The sequence below is a fragment of the Plantactinospora sp. WMMB782 genome, from assembly GCF_049179135.1.
GTDB lineage: Bacteria > Actinomycetota > Actinomycetes > Mycobacteriales > Micromonosporaceae > Plantactinospora.
In genome coordinates, this window is the sequence record NZ_JBMHMC010000007.1 from 5,796,612 (window position 1) to 5,816,556 (window position 19,945).

18 protein-coding genes are annotated in these 19,945 nt (G+C 73.0%); 13 read left to right on the forward strand and 5 right to left on the reverse strand.

The features are described 5' to 3' along the window. Positions 1–164: 164 nt before the first annotated feature. Positions 165–287, reverse strand: coding sequence for a 50S ribosomal protein L36 (locus tag ACN28A_RS27910; RefSeq protein ID WP_030490864.1), 123 nt, complete (start codon positions 285–287; stop codon positions 165–167). 249 nt (positions 288–536) lie between these two features. Here ACN28A_RS27910 and nhaA point away from each other — a divergent pair, with 249 nt between their 5' ends. After that, positions 537–2,468 (forward strand): Na+/H+ antiporter NhaA, encoded by a 1,932-nt coding sequence (gene nhaA / locus ACN28A_RS27915; protein WP_421399900.1) that lies wholly within the window; start codon positions 537–539, stop codon positions 2,466–2,468. A 115-nt stretch (positions 2,469–2,583) separates the two neighbouring features. Beyond that, positions 2,584–4,269 (forward strand): discoidin domain-containing protein, encoded by a 1,686-nt coding sequence (locus tag ACN28A_RS27920; RefSeq protein ID WP_421399902.1) that lies wholly within the window; start codon positions 2,584–2,586, stop codon positions 4,267–4,269. 39 nt (positions 4,270–4,308) lie between these two features. Here the strand turns inward: ACN28A_RS27920 and ACN28A_RS27925 are convergent, their stop codons facing one another. After that, entirely contained in the window at positions 4,309–4,863 is a 555-nt protein-coding gene (locus ACN28A_RS27925) for a Dps family protein (protein WP_421399905.1), read from the reverse strand. Positions 4,864–5,053: 190 nt separating this feature from the next. On the opposite strand from ACN28A_RS27925, the gene ACN28A_RS27930 reads away from it, so the two are divergent. From ACN28A_RS27930 to ACN28A_RS27975, 10 genes are all read left to right on the forward strand, one after another. Continuing rightward, entirely contained in the window at positions 5,054–5,893 is an 840-nt protein-coding gene (locus ACN28A_RS27930) for an MEDS domain-containing protein (RefSeq protein WP_421399907.1), read from the forward strand. Then, complete coding sequence (locus tag ACN28A_RS27935) at positions 5,890–6,849, forward strand: anti-sigma factor RsbA family regulatory protein (protein WP_421399910.1); 960 nt, start codon at positions 5,890–5,892, stop codon at positions 6,847–6,849. The genes ACN28A_RS27930 and ACN28A_RS27935 overlap by 4 nt, the downstream gene beginning before the upstream one ends. Before the next feature lie 25 nt (positions 6,850–6,874). Continuing rightward, a complete protein-coding gene (locus ACN28A_RS27940) occupies positions 6,875–7,369 on the forward strand; it encodes a GNAT family N-acetyltransferase (protein WP_421399912.1) in 495 nt (164 codons plus the stop codon). A 222-nt stretch (positions 7,370–7,591) separates the two neighbouring features. Next, a complete protein-coding gene (locus ACN28A_RS27945) occupies positions 7,592–8,068 on the forward strand; it encodes a formate dehydrogenase subunit gamma (protein ID WP_421399914.1) in 477 nt (158 codons plus the stop codon). Positions 8,069–8,112: 44 nt separating this feature from the next. Next, the gene (locus ACN28A_RS27950; RefSeq protein ID WP_421399917.1) at positions 8,113–9,720 is read left to right on the forward strand and encodes a formate dehydrogenase beta subunit; all 1,608 of its coding nucleotides are present in this window, start codon (positions 8,113–8,115) and stop codon (positions 9,718–9,720) included. Between the two features lie 22 nt (positions 9,721–9,742). After that, positions 9,743–12,556: a formate dehydrogenase subunit alpha gene (gene fdhF, locus ACN28A_RS27955; protein WP_421399919.1), complete on the forward strand. Its 2,814-nt coding sequence runs from the start codon at positions 9,743–9,745 to the stop codon at positions 12,554–12,556. Between the two features lie 4 nt (positions 12,557–12,560). Further along, entirely contained in the window at positions 12,561–12,758 is a 198-nt protein-coding gene (locus ACN28A_RS27960) for a formate dehydrogenase subunit delta (RefSeq protein ID WP_421399921.1), read from the forward strand. Positions 12,759–12,896: 138 nt separating this feature from the next. Continuing rightward, positions 12,897–13,748 (forward strand): hydroxypyruvate isomerase family protein, encoded by an 852-nt coding sequence (locus ACN28A_RS27965; protein WP_421399924.1) that lies wholly within the window; start codon positions 12,897–12,899, stop codon positions 13,746–13,748. A gap of 1 nt (position 13,749) precedes the next feature. After that, positions 13,750–14,637 (forward strand): 2-hydroxy-3-oxopropionate reductase, encoded by an 888-nt coding sequence (locus tag ACN28A_RS27970; RefSeq protein ID WP_421399927.1) that lies wholly within the window; start codon positions 13,750–13,752, stop codon positions 14,635–14,637. 14 nt (positions 14,638–14,651) lie between these two features. Further along, on the forward strand, positions 14,652–15,878 hold the full coding sequence (locus tag ACN28A_RS27975) for a glycerate kinase (protein WP_421399930.1): 1,227 nt from the start codon (positions 14,652–14,654) through the stop codon (positions 15,876–15,878). An 8-nt stretch (positions 15,879–15,886) separates the two neighbouring features. On the opposite strand, the gene ACN28A_RS27980 is transcribed toward ACN28A_RS27975, so the two are convergent. After that, positions 15,887–16,561, reverse strand: a complete 675-nt coding sequence (locus ACN28A_RS27980; RefSeq protein WP_421399932.1) for a response regulator — start codon at positions 16,559–16,561, stop codon at positions 15,887–15,889. Positions 16,562–16,567: 6 nt separating this feature from the next. Beyond that, positions 16,568–17,731 carry a sensor histidine kinase gene (locus ACN28A_RS27985; RefSeq protein WP_421399934.1) on the reverse strand — a complete coding sequence of 388 codons (1,164 nt, stop codon included), beginning with the start codon at positions 17,729–17,731 and terminating at the stop codon, positions 16,568–16,570. A gap of 179 nt (positions 17,732–17,910) precedes the next feature. On the opposite strand from ACN28A_RS27985, the gene ACN28A_RS27990 reads away from it, so the two are divergent. Further along, complete coding sequence (locus ACN28A_RS27990; protein ID WP_421399937.1) at positions 17,911–18,585, forward strand: DUF2306 domain-containing protein; 675 nt, start codon at positions 17,911–17,913, stop codon at positions 18,583–18,585. Here ACN28A_RS27990 and ACN28A_RS27995 read toward each other — a convergent pair. Continuing rightward, positions 18,582–19,757, reverse strand: coding sequence for a molybdopterin molybdotransferase MoeA (locus tag ACN28A_RS27995; protein WP_421399939.1), 1,176 nt, complete (start codon positions 19,755–19,757; stop codon positions 18,582–18,584). The two genes, ACN28A_RS27990 and ACN28A_RS27995, sit on opposite strands and share 4 nt — an antisense overlap. Positions 19,758–19,945: the final 188 nt, after the last annotated feature.

A 19,945-nucleotide genomic window follows, 5' to 3' on the forward strand; every position in this document is an offset into this window, starting at 1 on the left:
TGCCTCGCGGACATCGACCTGCGCAGTGTGATGGAACCGTCACAATATATCCACCCCCGTCACTGACCCGACCCACCCGGACGCACCGGACCGGCCGGACCGGACGCGGGTGACGCGCTTGACGCGATTGACGTGTGGCGAGCGTTCCCGTGGACGCTGCCCGGTCAGCCCTGGCGGCTCTTCCACTGCGGGTTGGCGCGGTTGACCACCACCACCCGGCCGCGTCGGCGTACCACCACCGAGCCGGGCTTCTGCTTCAACGCCCGGAGCGAGCTGCGAACCTTCATTACCGCTCTCCTCCGACTCCTGTCGGCGGACTCTCCGCCGTTCTCGGCTGGGACAACGCCGGACGGCAGGCGCGGATTCCGCCGGGAGGTTCGGCCGAGTGGGCCGACCGGGCGGGGCGGACGTGGTAAATCTCGGGGGATCGACTCCCGGCGTGGCGTGGACGGGTGTGACCGGGTCTGCACCCGGCGGGCCGGTCTGACCGGTTCCCGTTGCCGGATGCGGGGACAGCCGACGGACGGGGGACACCGGTGACCGATCCGGATGCGAACGCGTCCCGGATGTCCGGCCGGACGGCCTGGGCCCAGGGCATCGCCGCGCCGCTGCGCCGGTTCGTCCGGACCGAGTCGGGCAGCGCCGGGGTGCTGGTGGCGGCCGTCGTGGCGGCGCTGGTCTGGGCGAACCTCGACGAACCGTCGTACGAGGCGGTGTGGGGCACCGAGCTGTCCGTCCGGCTCGGCGGTGCCGGCGTCTCCTACGACCTGCGTACCTGGGTGAACAGCGGCCTGATGACGCTTTTCTTCCTGGTGGTGGGTTTGGAGGCGCGCCGGGAGTTCGATCTCGGCGACCTGCGGGACCGGCGCCGGTTCGTGCTGCCGCTGGTGGCCGGCCTGGTCGGGATGGCGATCCCGGTCGGGATCTACCTGCTGGTCAACCTGGGGGGTCCGGGCGCGCACGGCTGGGGTGTGGCGATGTCCACCGACACCGCGCTCGCGCTGGGTCTGATCGCGCTGCTCGGCCGCGGCATACCCGACCAGGTACGGATCTTCCTGCTCACCGTGTTCGTGGTCGACGACCTGGTGGCGCTGGTGGTCATCGCCGTGGTCTACACCGAGCGGGTCGAGGTGCTGCCGCTGGGCGTGGCGGTCGGGCTCTTCGCGGTGCTGCTCGGGTTGCGGGCCCTGGGCGTACGGCGGGGTCTGGTCTATCTCCCGTTCTGCGTCGCCCTCTGGGCCGCGTTGCTGGCCAGCGGCGTGGAGCCGGTGGTGGCCGGGCTCGCCATCGGTCTCACCGCGACCGCCTACTCGCCGGCCCGGGGCGCCCTGGAGTACGCCAGTGGCCTGTTCAAGCTCTTCCGGGAGCAGCCCACCGCCGAGCTGGCCCGCAACGCCACCGTCGGTCTGGCCCGGTCCCTGTCGCCGAACGACCGGCTCCAGCGGATCTACCACCCGTGGTCGAGCTATCTGATCGTCCCGCTCTTCGGCCTGGCCAACGCCGGCATCGTGCTCGACGCCGAGTTCCTGGCCCGGGCCGTCACCGCCCCGGTGACCCTCGGCGTCTTCCTCGGCTACGTCGTCGGCAAGCCGGTCGCGGTCGTCGGGGTCACCTGGCTGCTGGACCGGCTCACCCGGGGCCGGATCCGGCCGTCGGTCGGCTGGGCCGGTGTGCTCGGCAGCGGCACCATCTCCGGGATCGGCTTCACCCTGTCCCTGCTGATCGCCACGCTCGCCTTCCGGGGCGACGACCAGCTCGCCGAGGCGAAGATCGGGGTGTTGGCGGCTTCGGCGGTGGCCGCCCTGCTCACCTGGGTGGTCTTCCGGGTCACCGCGGCGCTGCCGAAGCCGCTACGGATCCGTGCGCTGCTCGGCGACGTGGACCAGTTGGTCGACCTCGTCCCGCCGGTGGACCAGCGGCGGGACCACGTCCGGGGCCCGGCGGACGCCTCGGTCACCGTGGTCGAGTACGGCGACTTCCAGTGTCCGTACTGCGGCCAGGCCGAACCGGCAGTACGCGAACTGCTGGCCGACCTCGACCTGCGGTACGTCTGGCGGCACCTGCCGTTGACCGACGTGCACCCGCAGGCGCAGCTCGCGGCGGAGGCGGCCGAGGCGGCAGCCGCCCAGGGGGCCTTCTGGGAGATGCACGACCTGCTGCTCGACCACCAGGACCGGCTGCGCACCGACGACCTGGTCGGGTACGCCGGGCGACTCGGCCTCGACCAGGCGCAGTTCCAGGCGGACCTGATGGCGGACGAGCACGCCGCGCGGGTGGCCAAGGACGTCGACTCGGCCGACCTGAGCGGGGTCTCCGGCACCCCGACCTTCTTCATCAACGACCGTCGGCACTACGGCGCGTACGACATAGAGACCCTGACCCGGGCGGTGAAGGTGGCCCGGGCGCGGGCCCGGCTGGAACCTCGCCGCGACCGGCGGTCGAACCGGGCCGAGCCAGGCGACTCCTGAATTTCTCTATCCTGCTTCAATTTTTCAATCTCGTGTCTGACTATTGCAGATATGTGTCCGGTACTGGCAGGCTGAGGCATCGACCCGCATCCCTTCCCCCGAGGAGCGGCCCGCCATGGCAGTGCCACGCCGACGAATCCTGATGTCCGCAGCGGCCGGCGGAGCCCTGGCCGCCGCCTCCACCGCCGAACTGCTCGCCGCGCTGGCCGCTCCGGCCCGGGCGGCGAGCCCACCCGGCGACGTGGTCGGCAAGATCTCGGTCGGCTACCAGGGCTGGTTCGCCTGCCCCGGCGACGGTGCGCCGATCGGCGGCTGGTGGCACTGGAGCCGGGACCGGTTCCAACCACCGTCGCCGGCCAACACCACGATCGTCTCCTGGCCGGACCTGCGCGAGCTGGACCGGGGCTATCCCACGGCGTACCCGAACCTCGGCAACGGTGCCCCGGCGCAGCTCTTCTCCTCCTACGACCAGCAGACCGTCGACACGCACTTCCGGTGGATGCGGGACTACCACTGCGACACCGCGGCGCTGCAACGCTTCAACCCGACGGGCGACGAGGGGCCGACCCGGGACGCCATGGCGGCCAAGGTCCGCGCCGCGGCCGAACGCTTCGACCGCAGGTACTACATCATGTACGACGTCACGGGCTGGACGAACTTCGCCAGCGAGATCAGGACCGACTGGTCGACGAAGATGTCCGCGCACACCGCCTCCCCGGCGTACGCCCGGCAGAACGGCAAGCCGGTCGTCTGCGTCTGGGGCTTCGGCTTCGACGATCCGGGCCGACCCTTCCCACCGGCACCCTGCCTGGACGTCGTCAACTGGTTCAGGGCACAGGGCTGTTACGTGATCGGCGGCGTGCCGACGTACTGGCGGGAGGGGATCAACGACTCCCGGCCGGGGTTCGCCGAGGTCTACCGCGCGTTCGACATGATCTCGCCGTGGATGGTCGGCCGCACCGGCACCCTCGACGGGCTCGACTGGTTCTACATCAACGTCAACCAGCCCGACCAGGCCGACTGCGCCGCCCGGGGCGTCGACTACCAGCCCTGCGTGATGCCCGGCGACCTCTCCGCCGGGCACCGCCGGCACGGCGACTTCTACTGGCGGCACCTCTACAACATGGTCCGGCTCGGCGCCCAGGGCCTCTACGTCTCGATGTTCGACGAGTTCAACGAGGGCAACCAGATCGCCAAGACCAGCGAGACCCAGGCGACCACCCCGGCCGGGGCCGGCATCCGGGCGCTGGACGAGGACGGCACCCCCTGCTCGGCCGACTACTACCTCCGGATCACCGCCGACGGCGGCCGGATGCTCAAGGGCCAGCTTCCGCTGACCCCGGTCCGCCCGACGCCACCGGTCAGCGGAAACCCCCAGCCCAACCCCGACCTGGCGCGCGGCCGGCCGACCGCCGAGAGCGGGCACGTCCAGCACTACGGCTCCGGCAACGTCGTCGACGGCAACCCGGACAGCTACTGGGAGAGCCCGAACCACGTCTTCCCGCAGTGGGTACAGGTCGACCTCGGCGCCGCCGCGACGGTCGGCCGGCTGGTGCTGAGACTTCCGCCGTCACCCGCCTGGGGCGCCCGCACCCAGACCCTGGCGGTGCGCGGCAGCACCGACGGCAGCTCGTTCGGCACCCTCTCCGCGTCCGCCGGTCGGCTGTTCGACCCGGCCGGCGGCAACACGGTCACCGTCACCTTTCCGGCCACCCCGGCCCGGTACGTCCGGTTGGAGTTCACCGGCAACACCGGCTGGCCCGGCGGCCAGCTCGCCGAGCTGGCGGTCTACCGGAGCTGACCCGGCCACGGGCGCGTCGGTCAGCTCCGGGCGCCTCGGTCAGCTCCGGGCCAGCGGCATCTCGACCAGGTGCTCGGCGAGGAACCACGCCTGCAACTCGCCGGTGCGCAGCACGTTCGACACCAGCAGGTCGTTGCTGCCGTCGTCGCCCGCCTCGGCCACCCGGCCGGCGGCGTCGCGTACGTCGATCAGGATCGTCTCGTGCGCGTCGAGCAGCCGGGAGAGCATCACCGGTACCTGCTCGGCGCCGTCCGGTGGGCGGGGGATCCGGGTGATCTCGGCGACGTGCCGGGGGTCGCCCACCGCCACCCCGCCGAGGGTCTGCACCCGCTCGGCGAGCATGTCGACGAGCGCCAGCTGCTCACCGGCGTGCTTGTCGAGCAGCAGGTGGAGCTGGTAGAAGGTCGGCCCGCGCATCAGCCAGTGGTGCTTCTTGTAGAGGGCGTACAGGATCTGGGTGTCCGCGAGGACCTGGTTGAGCCGCTGACAGGAGTACATCCGGGCGTCCGAGGAGAGCCCGAGGGGAAACTGCCGGACGGTGCCGAAATCCTGGATCCGCCCGTCGTGCTGGTGCAACCACGGCTGACTTCCCACGGCTTGATCCGGACCGCTCATCGCACGCCCCTTCCGACCGGCGACGCTGCTAGGAGGAAGGCGGCTACCCCGGCGTCGTGCCGACAAACCCGCCGACCGCCGCAGGACCAGGTCGGGGCGGGGCCGGAGGGCGACGGGCCGGTCACCCGGCGGATGACCGGCGGGCCTGTGCGGCCTAGACTCTGGAGACGTGGGCGCCAGCATGATGAACCCGCGTACGGCCGCGCCGTACGGCCATGTCTGCTGGGCCTACGACGACCCGGCGGAATTCGAGGGCCGGGCCGGGCGCTTCCTCGCCGAGGGCCTCGCCGCCGGTGAGCGGGTCTGGTATGCGGTGCCGGGGCAGCCGGGAGAGGCCGCCGAACGGCTGGCCGGGCTGGCCGGCTTCTCCGACGCGCTGCGCCGGGGCGCCGCCCAGGTGGTCGGCCTCGACGCGGCCTACCGGGACGGCGTCGTCGACCCGGTGGCCCAGGTGCGGCGGTTCACGGCCGCGACCGAGGAGGCCCTGGCCGCCGGCTACCGGGGGTTGCGGGTCGCGGCGGACGTGACGCCGCTGGTGCGTACTCCGGCGCAGGTCGCGTCGTTCGCCCGTTACGAGCACGGGATCGACCGGTACATGCGGCTCCATCCGCTCTCCGGGATGTGCGGCTACCGGCGCGCCGAGCTGGGTGACCGGATCGTCGCCGAGCTGGCCTGCCTGCACCCGGTGAGCAACGTCCCCGACGTCCTGTTCCGGCTCTACGCCTGCCCGCCCGCCGACGGCGCGGCCGCGCTGGCCGGCGAGCTCGACACGTTCAACGAGGAGATGTTCGGCACGGCACTGGAGCACGCCGACCTCAGCCCGGTCCGCGGTGAGCTGGTGATGCGCGCCAGCGACCTGCGGTTCATCGACCACCACTGCCTGACCCGGCTGCGCGACTACGCCGGCGGCCGGGACGCCACCGCCGTGCTGCGTACCCCGTGGGGCGCCGCCGCGCGGATCGTCGAGCTGATCGGGCTGCCCGGGATCCGGGTGGAGGCGGCCCGATGAGGACCGGAGCCGCGGCCGGCCACGAGGGCTACTTCCACGAGGCGGTGCCGTACCGTTCCGACGGGGAGCTGCTCGCCGTCGTGCTGCCGTTCCTGCTCGGTGGTGTCGCGGCCGGGGAGCCGACCGTGGTGTCGCTGGGGGAGCGGACGGCCGGCCTGGTCCGGTCCGGGCTGCCGGCCGACTCCGGCGTCACCTTCCTGCCCGGTGGCGACCTGTACGCCCGCCCGGCCGCGGCGATCCGCGCCTACCAGCGGATGCTGGCCGGATACGTCGCCGGAGGCGCCCGGCAGATCCGGATCATCGGCGAGGTTCCGCTGGCCGCCCTCGGTCCGACCTGGGACTGGTGGGCCCGCTACGAGTCGGCGATCAACCACGCGTACGACGGCTTTCCGCTCTGGAGCATGTGTGCGTACGACATCCGGGTGACCCCGGCGGCGGTGCTCGACGACGTGCTGCGTACCCATCCACGGGTGGTGACGGCGGAGGGCCGCCGGCCGAGCGAGGCGTACACCGAGCCGAAGGCGTACCTGACCGAGCCGCGCCCGCCGGTGCCCGACCCGCTCCAGCGGACGCCCCCGGTGGTCGAACTCGTCGATCCGTCGCCGAACCGGGCCCGCCAGGCGGTCTACGCGGCCGACGCCGGCCTGCTGGGCACGGAGGAGGTCGAGGACCTGGTCGTCGCGGTGAGCGAGACGGTGACCAACGCCCTGCGGCACGGTCGCCCGCCGGTCCGGTTCCGGCTCTGGGTCGGCGCGGACCGCATCGTCGTCGCGGTCAGCGACGCGGGTGGCGGCCCGGCCGATCCCTTCGCCGGGTTGCTGCCGGCGGCCGACGGCGCTGCCGGCGGCCTCGGCATGTGGATCACCTACCAGTCCTGCAACCACGTGGCTGTCAACCGGAGCCCGGGTGCCTTCACCCTCCGGCTGACCGCCGGGAATCCGCACTTCACCGACTGACGCCGACGACGATGCGATTCGGGAGATGACGATGCGGATCCGGGAGATGGAGTCGGGCGACGCCACCGCCGTGCTGGCGATCTACCAGGCCGGGCTGGACACCGGGCAGGCCAGCTTCGAGACCACCGCGCCGACCTGGCCGGCCTTCGACGCCGGTCGGCTCGGCGCGCACCGGCTGGTCGCGGTGGACGACGGCGGCACGGTGCTCGGTTGGGCGGCGGTCAGCCCGGTCTCCGCCCGGGCCGTCTACGCCGGAGTGGTCGAGCACTCCGTCTACGTCCACCCGGCGGCCCGGGGCAGGGGAGTGGCGCGGGCGCTGCTGGACGCGTTGATCGCCTCGACCGAGGCCGCCGGGATCTGGACCATCCAGTCCGGGGTGTTCCCGGAGAACGCCGCCAGCCTCACCCTGCACGAGCGGGCCGGCTTCCGGGTCGTCGGCGTACGCGAGCGGGTCGGCCGGCACTACGGCAAGTGGCGCGACGTGGTGCTGCTGGAGCGGCGCAGTCCCGCGATCAACTGACCGCGGGCGGCGCAGCACGGCCGTGCCGCCAGGTGCGGCCGGTTCGCCGGTACCGCTGTCCGTCGGTGGCGCGCACCTGTTGGAACGCCTTCCCGCAGGCGATACTGGATATTGATCAACTGGTCCTCCGTCTGTCGGGGCCGCTCGGCAAGCGATATTGCATACGGTATCCAGAGCGACGTATGGTGGAGGTCCAGCCAGCCCGAGTGGAGGTGGATCGCCGTGGCCAGTCCGGACCCCTCGGTGACGGATCGGGTGCGTGCCATGGTCGCCGCACACCGCGGTGACCGGGGTGCGCTGTTGCCGATCCTGCACCGGATCCAGGCCGAGTTCGGCTATGTCGACCCCGGCGTCGTGCCGGTGCTGGCCAACGAGCTGAACATCTCCCGCGCCGACGTGCACGGCGTGGTGACCTTCTACACCGACTTCCGGGCCGAACCGGCCGGCCGGACGGTGCTGCGACTCTGCCGGGCCGAGGCCTGCCAGTCGGTCGGCGCCGAACGGCTCGTCGAGTATGCGGAGCGGACCCTGGGCGTCAAGATCGGACAGACCACATCGGACGGTTCGGTCACCCTGGAGCAGGTGTTCTGCCTGGGCAACTGCGCGCTCGGCCCGGCCGGCCAGATCGACGACCGGGTGCACGGGCGGCTCACCCCGGCCCGGCTGGACGCCCTGCTGACCACGGCGGTGGACGCGTGAGCGCCGACGGCGGTGGACGCCCTGCTGACCACGGCGGCGGACGCGTGAGCGGCGGCGGCGGCGGTTCGGGCACCGGGCCGGTGACGGTCGTCTACGTACCCCGCGACTCGGCCGCGCTCTCGGTCGGCGCGGACCTGGTCGCCGCCGAGATCGAGCGGGCCGCCGCCGAGGCGGGCCGGCCGGTCCGGGTGGTCCGGAACGGCTCGCACGGCATGCTCTGGCTGGAGCCGCTGGTCGAGGTGGTCACGGCGCGCGGCCGGATCGGCTACGGTCCGGTCGCGCCGGAGGAGGTCGCCGACCTCGTCGCCGCCGGCCTGCTCGACGGAGCCGACCACGAGACGTGCCACGGCGTCGTCGCCGAGCTGCCCTGGCTGCGCGACCAGACCCGGCTCTGCTTCGCCCGGGTCGGCGTCACCGACCCGCTCTCCCCGGACGACTACCTCGAACACGGCGGCCTCGCCGGGCTGCGCCGCGCCCTGACGCTGACCCCGGCCGAGGTGGTCGCCGAGGTCACCGGGTCCGGGCTGCGCGGCCGGGGCGGTGCCGGCTTCCCGGCCGGCGTCAAGTGGCAGACCGTGCTGGACACCCCCGGCGAGCTGAAGTTCGTCTGCTGCAACGCCGACGAGGGCGACAGCGGCACCTTCGCCGACCGGATGCTGATGGAGGGCGACCCGTTCACCCTGATCGAGGGCATGGTCATCGCCGGGTACGCGGTCGGCGCCACCGAGGGCTACGTCTACATCCGGTCCGAGTATCCGGACGCGGTGCGGACGATGCGCCAGGCCATCGGCATCGCCCGGGCGCAGGGCTGGCTCGGCACCGACGTGCTCGGCGCCGGGCTCCACTTCGACCTGCACGTCCGGGTCGGCGCGGGCGCCTACATCTGCGGCGAGGAGACCGCGATGCTGGAGAGCCTGGAGGGCAAGCGCGGCATGGTCCGGGCCAAGCCGCCGATCCCGGCGATCACCGGCCTGTTCGGCAGGCCGACCGTGGTGAACAACGTGCTGACCCTGGCCTCGGTGCCGACAATCCTCGCCGACGGCGCGGCGGCGTACCAGGCGCTCGGGGTGGAGCGGTCCCGGGGCACCCAGGTGTTCCAGTTGGCCGGCAACGTGGCCCGGGGCGGTGTCTTCGAGACCGCCTTCGGCATGACGCTCGGCGAACTCGTGCACACCTACGGCGGGGGCACCCGGTCCGGGCGGCCGGTCCGGGCGGTGCAGGTCGGCGGCCCGCTCGGGGCGTACCTGCCGGCGTCCGGGCTGGACCTGCCGATGGAGTACGAAGCCTTCGCCTCGGCTGGCGCGATGCTCGGGCACGGTGGCATCGTGGTCTTCGACGACAGCGTCGACATGGCGGCGATGGCGAGATTCGCGATGGAGTTCTGCGCCGAGGAGTCCTGCGGTAAGTGCACCCCCTGCCGGGTCGGCGCGGTCCGGGGCGTCGAGGTGATCGACAAGATCACCGCCGGCCAGGACCCGGACGGCAACCTGGCCCTGCTGGGTGATCTCTGCGAGCTGATGACCGAGGGGTCGCTCTGCGCGATGGGCGGCCTGACACCGATGCCGGTACGCAGCGCACTGCTGCACTTCCCGGACGACTTCACCGCCAGGGGGGAGAAGTCCGCCGGCCGACACGAGGAGGCCAGACCATGAGCGAGCGTAGCGGAGCGGCGTCATGAGCCTGTTGAAGGAACCCGACCTCGGCACCCCGGCCCGGCCCGGTCCGGCAACCGTCACCGTCGAGGTGGACGGGCACCCCGTCGCCGTGCCCGAGGGCACCTCGGTGATGCGGGCGGCGGCACTGAGCGGGATCGACATCCCGAAGCTCTGCGCCACCGACAGCCTGGAGGCGTTCGGCTCCTGCCGGCTCTGTCTGGTCGAGATCGACGGCCGGCGGGGCAGCCCGGCCTCCTGCACCACCCCGGTCGCCGACGGGATGCGGGTGACCACCCAGTCGCCGAAGCTGGAAAAGCTGCGCCAGGGCGTGATGGAGCTGTACATCTCCGATCACCCGCTGGACTGCCTGACCTGCTCGGCGAACGGCGACTGCGAGTTGCAGGACATGTCCGGAGTGGTCGGGCTGCGCCAGGTCCGGTACGGCTACGACGGCGCCAACCATCTCGACGAGAAGACCGACTCCAGCAACCCGTACTTCGACTTCGAGGCGTCCAAGTGCATCGCCTGCTCCCGTTGTGTCCGGGCCTGCGGTGAGGTGCAGGGGACGTTCGCGCTGACCATCGAGGGGCGCGGTTTCGGCTCCAAGGTGTCGGCCGGTGGCACCGACTTCATGAGTTCCGAGTGCGTCTCCTGCGGCGCCTGCGTGCAGGCCTGCCCGACGGCCACGCTCCAGGAGAAGTCCGTGGTGCAGCTCGGCATGCCGACCCGCAGTGTCGTCACCACCTGCGCCTACTGCGGCGTGGGCTGCTCCTTCAAGGCGGAGCTGCGGGGTGCCGAGCTGGTCCGGATGGTGCCCTACAAGGACGGCGGGGCCAACGAGGGGCACTCCTGCGTCAAGGGCCGGTTCGCGTTCGGCTATGCCAGCCATCCGGACCGGGTGCTCACCCCGATGGTCCGGGAGAGCATCACCGACGAGTGGCGCCCGGTCGACTGGGCGACGGCGATCTCCCACACCGCCGCCAAGCTGAAGGACATCCAGGCCCGGCACGGGGTCGGGGCGATCGGCGGCATCACCTCCTCGCGCACCACGAACGAGGAGGTCTACGTGGTGCAGAAGATGATCCGGGCGGCGTTCGGCAACAACAACGTGGACACCTGTGCCCGGGTCTGCCACTCGCCGACCGGGTACGGCCTGAAGCAGACCTTCGGCACCTCCGCCGGTACCCAGGACTTCCGCTCGGTGGCACAGTCCGACGTGATCATGGTGATCGGGGCGAACCCGACCGACGGGCACCCGGTCTTCGCCTCCCGGATGAAGCGACGGCTACGCGAGGGCGCCAAGCTGATCGTGGTCGACCCGCGCCGGATCGATTTGGTCCGCTCCCCGCACATCGAGGCCGCGCACCACCTCCAGCTCGCCCCCGGCACCAACGTGGCGGTGGTGAACGCGATGGCACACGTGGTGCTGACCGAAGGGCTGGTCGACCGCTCCTTCGTCGAGGAGCGCTGCGAGGACTTCGACGGCTGGGCCGAGTTCATCGCCCGGCCGGAGAACAGCCCGGAGGCGGTCGAGGAACTGACCGGCGTTCCGGCCGAGGAACTCCGCGCGGCGGCCCGGCTCTACGCCACCGGCGGCAACGCGGCGACCTACTACGGCCTCGGCGTCACCGAGCACAGCCAGGGCTCGACAATGGTGATGGGGATGGCCAACCTGGCGATGGCGACCGGCAACATCGGCCGGGACGGCGTCGGGGTCAACCCGCTGCGCGGGCAGAACAACGTGCAGGGTTCCTGCGACATGGGCTCGTTCCCGCACGAGTTGCCCGGCTACCGGCACGTCTCCGACGACGTCGTCCGGGGCGTCTTCGAGAACATGTGGGGGAGCGCCCTGCTGCCCGAGCCGGGGCTGCGGATCCCGAACATGTTCGACGCGGCGATCGAGGGCAGCTTCCGGGCGCTCTTCGTGCAGGGCGAGGACATCGCGCAGTCCGACCCGAACACCAAGCACGTCACCGCCGCGCTGAAGGCGATGGAGCTGGTCGTGGTGCAGGACCTCTTCCTCAACGAGACGGCGAAGTTCGCGCACGTCTTCCTGCCCGGCACCTCCTTCCTGGAGAAGGACGGCACCTTCACCAACGCCGAGCGCCGGATCAACCGGGTACGTCCGGTGATGGCGCCGAAGACCGGCAAGCACGAGTGGCAGATCGTCGCCGAGATCGCCCAGGCGATGGGCTACCCGATGCGGTACGACCACCCGAGCGAGATCATGGACGAGATCGCGGCGCTCACCCCGACCTTCGCCGGGGTGTCGTTCGACAAGCTCGACAAGCTCGGCAGCGTGCAGTGGCCCTGCAACGACGCCGCGCCCGAGGGCACCCCGATCATGCACATGGACGGCTTCGTCCGGGGGCGGGGCCGGTTCGTGCAGACGCCGTTCGTGCCCACCCGGGAGCGGAGTACCCGCAAGTTCCCGCTGATCCTGACCACCGGGCGGATCCTCAGCCAGTACAACGTGGGGGCGCAGACCCGGCGGACCGGGAACGTGGCGTGGCACCCGGAGGACGTACTCGAGATCCATCCGCACGACGCGGAGGTCCGGGGCATCAACGACGGTGACGAGGTCACCCTGGCCAGCCGGGTCGGTGCCACCTCGCTGCGCGCGGTGCTCTCCGACCGGATGCCGGTCGGGGTCGTCTACACCACCTTCCACCATCCGGTGACCGGGGCGAACGTGGTCACCACGGAGAACTCGGACTGGGCGACCAACTGTCCGGAATACAAGGTCACGGCGGTGCAGGTGGGGTTGAAGAATCCGCCGGCACCGGTCGAGGCGGCCACGGCCCGGCAACAGCTTCCGGCGATGGCGGACTGAGCCGATGTCGCCACAGGTCAGGCTCGCCAACGAGATCGCCGTGCAGTTCCGGCACCAGGCGCCGGAGCAGGCGGCGGCGGCGATCGCCGAGCACATCCAGGCGTTCTGGGATCCCCGGATGCGGGCCGAGCTGCTGACCCGGGCCGAGTCCGAACCGGACGCACTCGACCCGCTGGCCCTGGCCGCCGTCCAACTGCTCTGATCCACCTGTTCCAGCCTGTCGTGGCCCCGCGCTCGCCGAGCGCGGGGCCACGGTCCGTAGGTGCCTTGACTTGCGTTCCATACTGCATACAGAATTCTGTAGGTAATAGCAGTGTCGCCGAGCCGCCAGGGAGGGCCCGTGCCCGGACACCAGCTCCGCTACGACGTGAACTGCTCGATCCTCTTCACCGAGCTGCCCCTGCTGGACCGGCCGGCGGCGGCGAAGGCGGCCGGCTTCGCCGCCGTCGAGTTCTGGTGGCCGTTCGCCGAGGCGGTGCCCCCGGCCCGCGAGGTGGAGGCGTTCCTCGCCGCCGTGCACGACGCCGACGTGCGACTCGTCGGGCTGAACCTCTTCGCCGGGGACATGCCGGGCGGCGACCGGGGCGTCCTCTCCTGGCCGGCCCGCACCGCCGAGTTCCGGGAGAACGTCGAACTGGTCGCGATGATCGGCACCGCCACCGGCTGCCGGTCGTTCAACGCCCTCTACGGGAACCGGACCGCCGACCTGCACCCGACCGTCCAGGAGGAGACGGCGGTGGCCAACCTCGCCTTCGCCGCCGCCACGCTGGCCCGGATCGGCGGCACCGTACTCGTCGAGCCGGTCAGCGGCCCGCAGCCCTACCCGCTGCGCACCGCCGCCGACGCGGTCGCCGTACTCGACCAGCTGCTCGTCGAACGTGACGTCCGCAACGTGGCCCTGCTCGCCGACCTCTACCACCTCACCGTAAACGGCGACGACGTGCCGAAGGTACTCGCCGAGCACGCCGACCGGATCGGCCACGTGCAGATCGCCGACGCGCCCGGCCGGCACCAGCCCGGCACCGGCGAACTCGACCTCGACGATCTTCTGCACCAGCTCGAACGGGCCGGCTACCACGGCTGGGTCGGCCTGGAGTACCTGCCGGACGGGCCGAGCGCGGAGAGCTTCGGGTGGCTGCCCCGGCACCGCCGGGGCAGCGGTGCGGACCGGACCGACGAAGGAGTGCGCTGAGATGACAAGCATCGGTTTCATCGGCCTCGGCATCATGGGCGGCCCGATGGCCGTCAACCTGGTCAGGGCCGGCCACGACGTCGTCGGCCACGACGTCAGCCCGGACCGCAACACCGCCCTGGAACAGGCCGGCGGCAAGGTCGCCGACAGCATCGGCGAACTGGTGCGGCAGGTCGACGTCGTGATCACGATGGTCCGGGACTCGGCCGACGTCGAGGCGGTCGCGCTCGGCGACGACGGCATCCTGGCGCACGCCCGCCCCGGCCAGCTCTACGTCGACATGAGCAGCATCTCGCCGACCACCGCCCGGCAGGTCGGCGAGGCGGGCCGGATCCGCTCGGTGCGGGTGCTGGACGCACCGGTGAGCGGCGGCGAGGCGGGTGCGGTCGAGGGAAACCTCTCCATAATGGTCGGCGGCGAGCCGGCGGACTTCGCGGCGGCGCTGCCCCTGCTGGAGGTGCTCGGCGCGACGGTCGTGCACGTCGGCCCGGCCGGCGCCGGACAGACCGTGAAGGCGGCCAACCAGCTCGTCGTGGCCGGCACCATCGAGCTGGTCGCCGAGGCGATCGTCTTCCTGGAGGCGTACGGGGTGGACACCGAGGCGGCCGTCCGGGTGCTGGCCGGTGGCCTGGCCGGCAACCGGATCCTGGACCGCAAGGCGGCCGGGATGCTGGCCCGGGAGTTCCAGCCCGGCTTCCGGATCGACCTGCACCACAAGGACATGGGCATCGTCACCTCGGCGGCCCGGGAGGCCGGGGTGGTGATCCCGCTCGGCGCGGCGGTCGCCCAGCTTCTCGCCGCACTCCGGGCCCAGGGCGACGGCGGACTGGACCACAGCGCCCTGCTCAAGCTGGTCGAGCAGCTCTCCGGCCGCCGGTCGGCCGGCTGAGCGCCGCCGCGTCGATGGGGCACGTCCTGCTGGCACCGGACAAGTTCAAGGGCTCGCTGACCGCCGCCGAGGTCGTGCACCAGCTGACCGCCGGGCTGCGCCGGGCCGTGCCCGGGATCGAGGTACGCGGCTTCCCGGTCGCCGACGGCGGCGACGGCACCCTCGACGCGGCGGTGTCGGCCGGCTTCCGCCGGATCCCGGTCTCCGTCGCCGGCCCGACCGGCGCCCCGGTCCGGACCGCCTTCGGGTACGCCGACGGCGTGGCGGTGGTCGAGTTGGCCGACGCCTGCGGGCTGCGCCGGCTGCCGGACGGAGCACCCGATCCCCGGCACGCGAGCAGTCGCGGCGCCGGTCAGGTGATCCGGGCCGCCCTGGAGTACGGCTGTGCCGAGCTGGTGCTCGGACTGGGCGGCAGCGCGAGTACCGACGGCGGGGCCGGGCTGCTCGGCGCGCTGGGGGTGCGGCTGCTCGACGGGCGGGGCGCCGAGTTGCCGCCGGGCGGTGCGGCCCTGCGCCACCTGCACCGGGTGGACGTGACCGGGCTGCATCCGGCGGTCCGGCGTACCCGGTTCGTGGTCGCCGGGGACGTGGACAACCCGCTGCTCGGCCCGACCGGCGCCGCCGCCGTCTACGGCCCGCAGAAGGGCGCCGGCGCGGACGACGTCGCCGTGCTGGAGGCGGGACTCCGCCGCTGGGCGGGGCTGGCGGAGGCGGCCGTCCGCGAGGCGGAGCTACTGCCGGTGCCGGACCTGCTGCCAGGCCCGGTCACAGCGCCCGACCTGCCGCCTGCACCGGCCGCGAGGGTGGGGCCGCTGCACGGTTGGCCGGGTGCGGGTGCGGCCGGTGGGGTGGGCTTCGCCGCGCTCGGTTTCCTCGGGGCGCGGTTCCGGCCCGGCATCGCGTACCTGCTCGACCTGCTCGGCTTCGCCGAGGCGGTGGCCGGCGCGGACCTGGTGGTCACGGGTGAGGGCTCGCTGGACGCGCAGAGCCTGCGCGGGAAGGCGCCGGTCGGGGTGGCCGGCGCGGCGGCGCGGGCCGGCGTACCGGTCGTGGCGGTCGCCGGCCAGGTCGACGTCGGCCCCGGCAGGCTCCGGGACGCCGGTATCCGGGCGGCCTACCCGCTCACCGACCTCGAACCGGACCCGGCGGCCTGCCTCGACCGGGCCGCCGAACTGGTGGCGGCGACCGCGGCGCGGGTGGCCGCCGACTGGCTGGACCCGGCCGCCCCGTCCCGCCGCTGAGCAGAGCGCTATCCCGGCCGGCCCAGCCGCCTCCGGACCCGGTCGGTCTCGTACGCCCACATCGCGATCTCGACCCGGTTACGGACGCCGAGCTTCGCCATCAGGCTTGTGACGTGCGTCTTGACGGTGCTGAGACTGATGTGCAGCTCGTGGGAGATCTCGGCGTTGGTACGACCACCCGCGACCGCGACCAGCACCTCCTCCTCGCGCTCCGTCAGCGGGTCGACCGGCTGCCTCGGCGGTGTGCCGGGTCCCGCGTCGGCGAACGCCCGCAACAGCCGGGTGGTGACGTTCGGTGCGATGAGCGCCGCGCCGTCCGCGGCGGCGTGCACGGCCTGGGTGAGCAGGGCGGTGCCGGAGTCCTTGAGTAGGAACCCGCGCGCTCCGGCCCGCAGCGCCGCGTAGACGTACTCGTCGAGGTCGAAGGTGGTGATGACGACCACCGCGAGCGGATCGGCGACGGCGGGTCCGGCGAGCTGGCGGGTCGCCTCGATGCCGTCCGTGCCGGGCATCCGGATGTCGAAGAGGCAGACGTCCGGGCGCAGCCGCCGGGCGAGTTCGACCGCCCGGCGGCCGTCGGCGGCCTCGCCGACGACCTCGATCCCGGGCTGGGCGTCCAGGATCATCGCCAGCCCGGTCCGGACGATCTCCTGGTCGTCGGCCACGAGCACCCGGATGGCCATCCCGGGTTATCCGGCGGTTCCGGTCGGCGTTCCGGTACGCGGCAGCGCCACCGCCACCGTCCAGCCCCGGTCCGGGTGCGGACCGGCCTCGCAGGTGCCGCCGAGCAGGCCGGCCCGCTCCGTCATGCCGACGATCCCGAAGCCGCCCGGAGCGTTCGGACCGGTGGGCCGGACCGGGCCGGGATCGCCGTCGTCGCTGACCCGCAGACGCACCGATCCGGCGTCCGCGGCGACCCGGACCTCGATCCGGGTGGCGTGCCGGGCGTGCCGGCGCGCGTTCGTCACCGACTCCTGCGCGAGCCGGTAGATCGCGGTGCCGACGGTCGCCGGGATGCCGTCGAGGTCACCGGCCAGCTCCACGTCGACCACCGGACCCGGCGCCGAGTGGCTGGCCAGGCCGGCGATCTCCGGGATGCCTGGGCTGGGCGCCAGCTCCACCGGCTCGGCGTGGCGCAGGACGCGGACCATCGCCCGCATCTCGGCGAGGGCCCGGGTCGCCTCGGCTTCGATCACCCGGAGCGCGTCGACCGCGGCCTCCGGCCGGACCTGCGCCACCGCGATCCCCGCCTGGGCGCGGATCGCCATCGCCGAGACGTGATGGGCCACGGTGTCGTGCAGGTCGCGGGCCAGTCGCTCCCGTTCCCGTAGCTTGGCCTGGTCGAGGCCGCGAACCCAGAGCCGCGCCCGGTAGCGGAACGCGGTGGCGAGCGCGAAGGCCGCGCAGATCACCGCGAACCCGGCGACCAGGTCCGTGCCGGCCAGGTCGCCGAGGGCGGCCGAGAGGCAGATCTTGCCGAGCACGATCGCTGCGCCGGCCACCATCTCCGGACCGGAACCCCAGCGGAACAGGGCGTACGGCAGGATCAGCAGGTACGCCCCGGTGACCAGTTGCGGCTCGTGGCCGAGCAGGAGCGGGGCGACACCGCTGACGGTGAAGGCGATCGCGACCATCGCCAGCGGCCTGGTCCGGCGCCACAGCAGCGTGCACACCAGGGCGAGCGCGACGGTCAGCGCGTAGCCGCGGGTGGAGGCGGGCAGGTCGGGCCGGAAGAGTCCCTCGACCGTCACGAGCGGTGCGACCACGCCGACGAGCGCCCAGTCCCGCCAGTGGCGTACCGGTGGGTCGGGGGCCCGGGGCTCGGTCCAGACGGAGCGGAACAGCTCGCGCACGACCCGATGGTACGGGCCCCGGCCGGCCGGCGGACCGGCCCAAAGTACGGCTCCGCACCCAGACCAATGACCGGGGCGGCGCCGGCCCGCGCTCCGATGTGTCCGGTTACCGATCTCGGGACCATCGACTGACAGCGAACGACGAGACCAGGTTCGCGCAGCGTGAAGGGATCGACATCGTGACACGTCCCGCCAGGTCAGACCGGCTCGTCCTGCTCGGCCTGCTGCTGCTCGCCGCCGTGCCGGTGCTCGCCGGCAGCGTACGGCTGATCGAGTTCGCCGGCGGCGCGCAGGTGCTGCCGGACAGCGACCGGATCGGCTCCGCGCCCGTACCCGTACTGCTGCACATCGTCAGCGTCACCGTCTTCAGCGTTCTCGGTGCCTTCCAGTTCGCACCCGGCTTCCGGCGGCGGCACCGGAGCTGGCACCGGTACGCCGGGCGGCTGCTGGTCGTGGCCGGTCTGCTCACCGCGCTGACCGGCCTGTGGCTGACCCTCTTCCTGCCGCCGGCGGCCGTCGACAGTCCGGCACTGGTGGCCGTCCGCGTGCTGGTGTGCGTCTTCATGACTGTGTCGATCGTGCTCGGCTTCCGCGCGGTCCGGCGCCGCGACTTCGCCGCCCACCGGGCCTGGATGATCCGCGGCTACGCGATCGCGATGGGCGCGGGTACCCAGTTCCTCACCCAGACGGCCTGGCTCGTCTCGGTAGGTGCGCTGACCCCGGCGGGCAGGACCGGCACCATGACGGCCGCTTGGCTGATCAACGTGGTCGTCGCGGAATGGGTGATCCGGCGCCGGAGCCGCCCGCTGCGGGCGCGCACCCGCGTCCTGGCCGCCGCGGACGCGTCGCGCTAGCCCGGCATCGGCTGCGTGTTCCCGGCGGCGGGCAGCGGGAGCACCTCGACGTCGGCGCCGGTCCACCCCGGCGGCACGACCGCGAGCGCGTCCGCTCCGGCGGCGCCCCAGAGCGAACCGGGCCGGTCGTGCCCGACCGGAAGCGCCGCCGGCCCGACCCGGACCACCGGGACCAGCCGGGTGTCCCGGTGGTGCGGAGCCACCGGCGCGGCGAGCCGGGTGGTCAGGGCCGGCGGTTCGGCCCGGCCGGCGAGCCGGCCGAGCAGGGGGTAGAGCAGGGTCAGCGTGGCGACCAGCGCGGCGTACGGGTTGCCGGGCAGGCCGACGACGTACCGGCCGTCCGGCAGGATGGCGAGCAGTTGCGGATGCCCGGGACGGCAGGCGACGCCGCGTACCGGCACTTCGGCGGCGAGGGTGTCCAGCGCCCGGCGCAGGTGGTCGGCCGCCCCGACCGAGGTGGCACCGCAGACCACCAGCACGTCGGCGTCGGAGCGCAGCAGCGCGGCGACGAGTGCGGAGGCGTCGTCGGCGACCCGGCTCTCCCAGGCCGGTTCCGCGCCGGCGGCCCGGAGCAGCCCCGGCAGCATCGGCCCGATGGCGTCCCGCACCTGTCCGGCTGCCGGAAGGCCGGCGGTGCACAGCTCGGCACCGGTGACCACGGTGCCGATCCGGGGTCTGCGGTGCACGGTCAGGGTGTCGTGTCCGAGGCTGGCGGCGAGCCCTAGCACGACCGGGTTGACGACCGTGCCGGCCGGCAGGACCTCGCGGCCGGCCGGACAGTCCTCGCCCCGGCGGCGTACGTGCCGGCCCGGCTCGATCGGGCCGCCGACGGTCCGGCCGGTCCGGGTGGCCCGCTCGTACGGGAGCACGGCGGCGGCTCCGGCCGGCACCACGGCACCGGTGCCGATCTCGACCGCCTCGCCGGGGGCCAGTGGTTCGGGGCTGCCCGGATCACCGGCCAGCACCCGTCCGGTGAGCTGCCACGGGCCGGTGCCGGCCACCGCGTACCCGTCCATCGCGGCGGAGTCGTAGGCCGGCAGCGCGGAGAGCGCCACCAGGGGCATCGCCAGGGTGCAGCCCAGCGCGTCGGGCAGCCGCCGCTGCACCTCCGCCAGTGGCCGGGCCGCTTCGCGGGCGTGCCGCCGGGCCTCCGGCCAGGCGACCGCGCTCATCGCCCGACGTCCCGTCGGTGCCGCGCCTTGGCCGGTCGGTTCCGCACATCGGCCCGCCGGGGCCACTCTGCGACCCGCCAGGTGCATCCGTCCAGTCTGTGCATGCCGTCTCCTCGCTGCTGTGTCCCGGCGACCTGGACAGCCATCCGATTGTAATGGAGAATAACTGCACAACATATACAGTATAC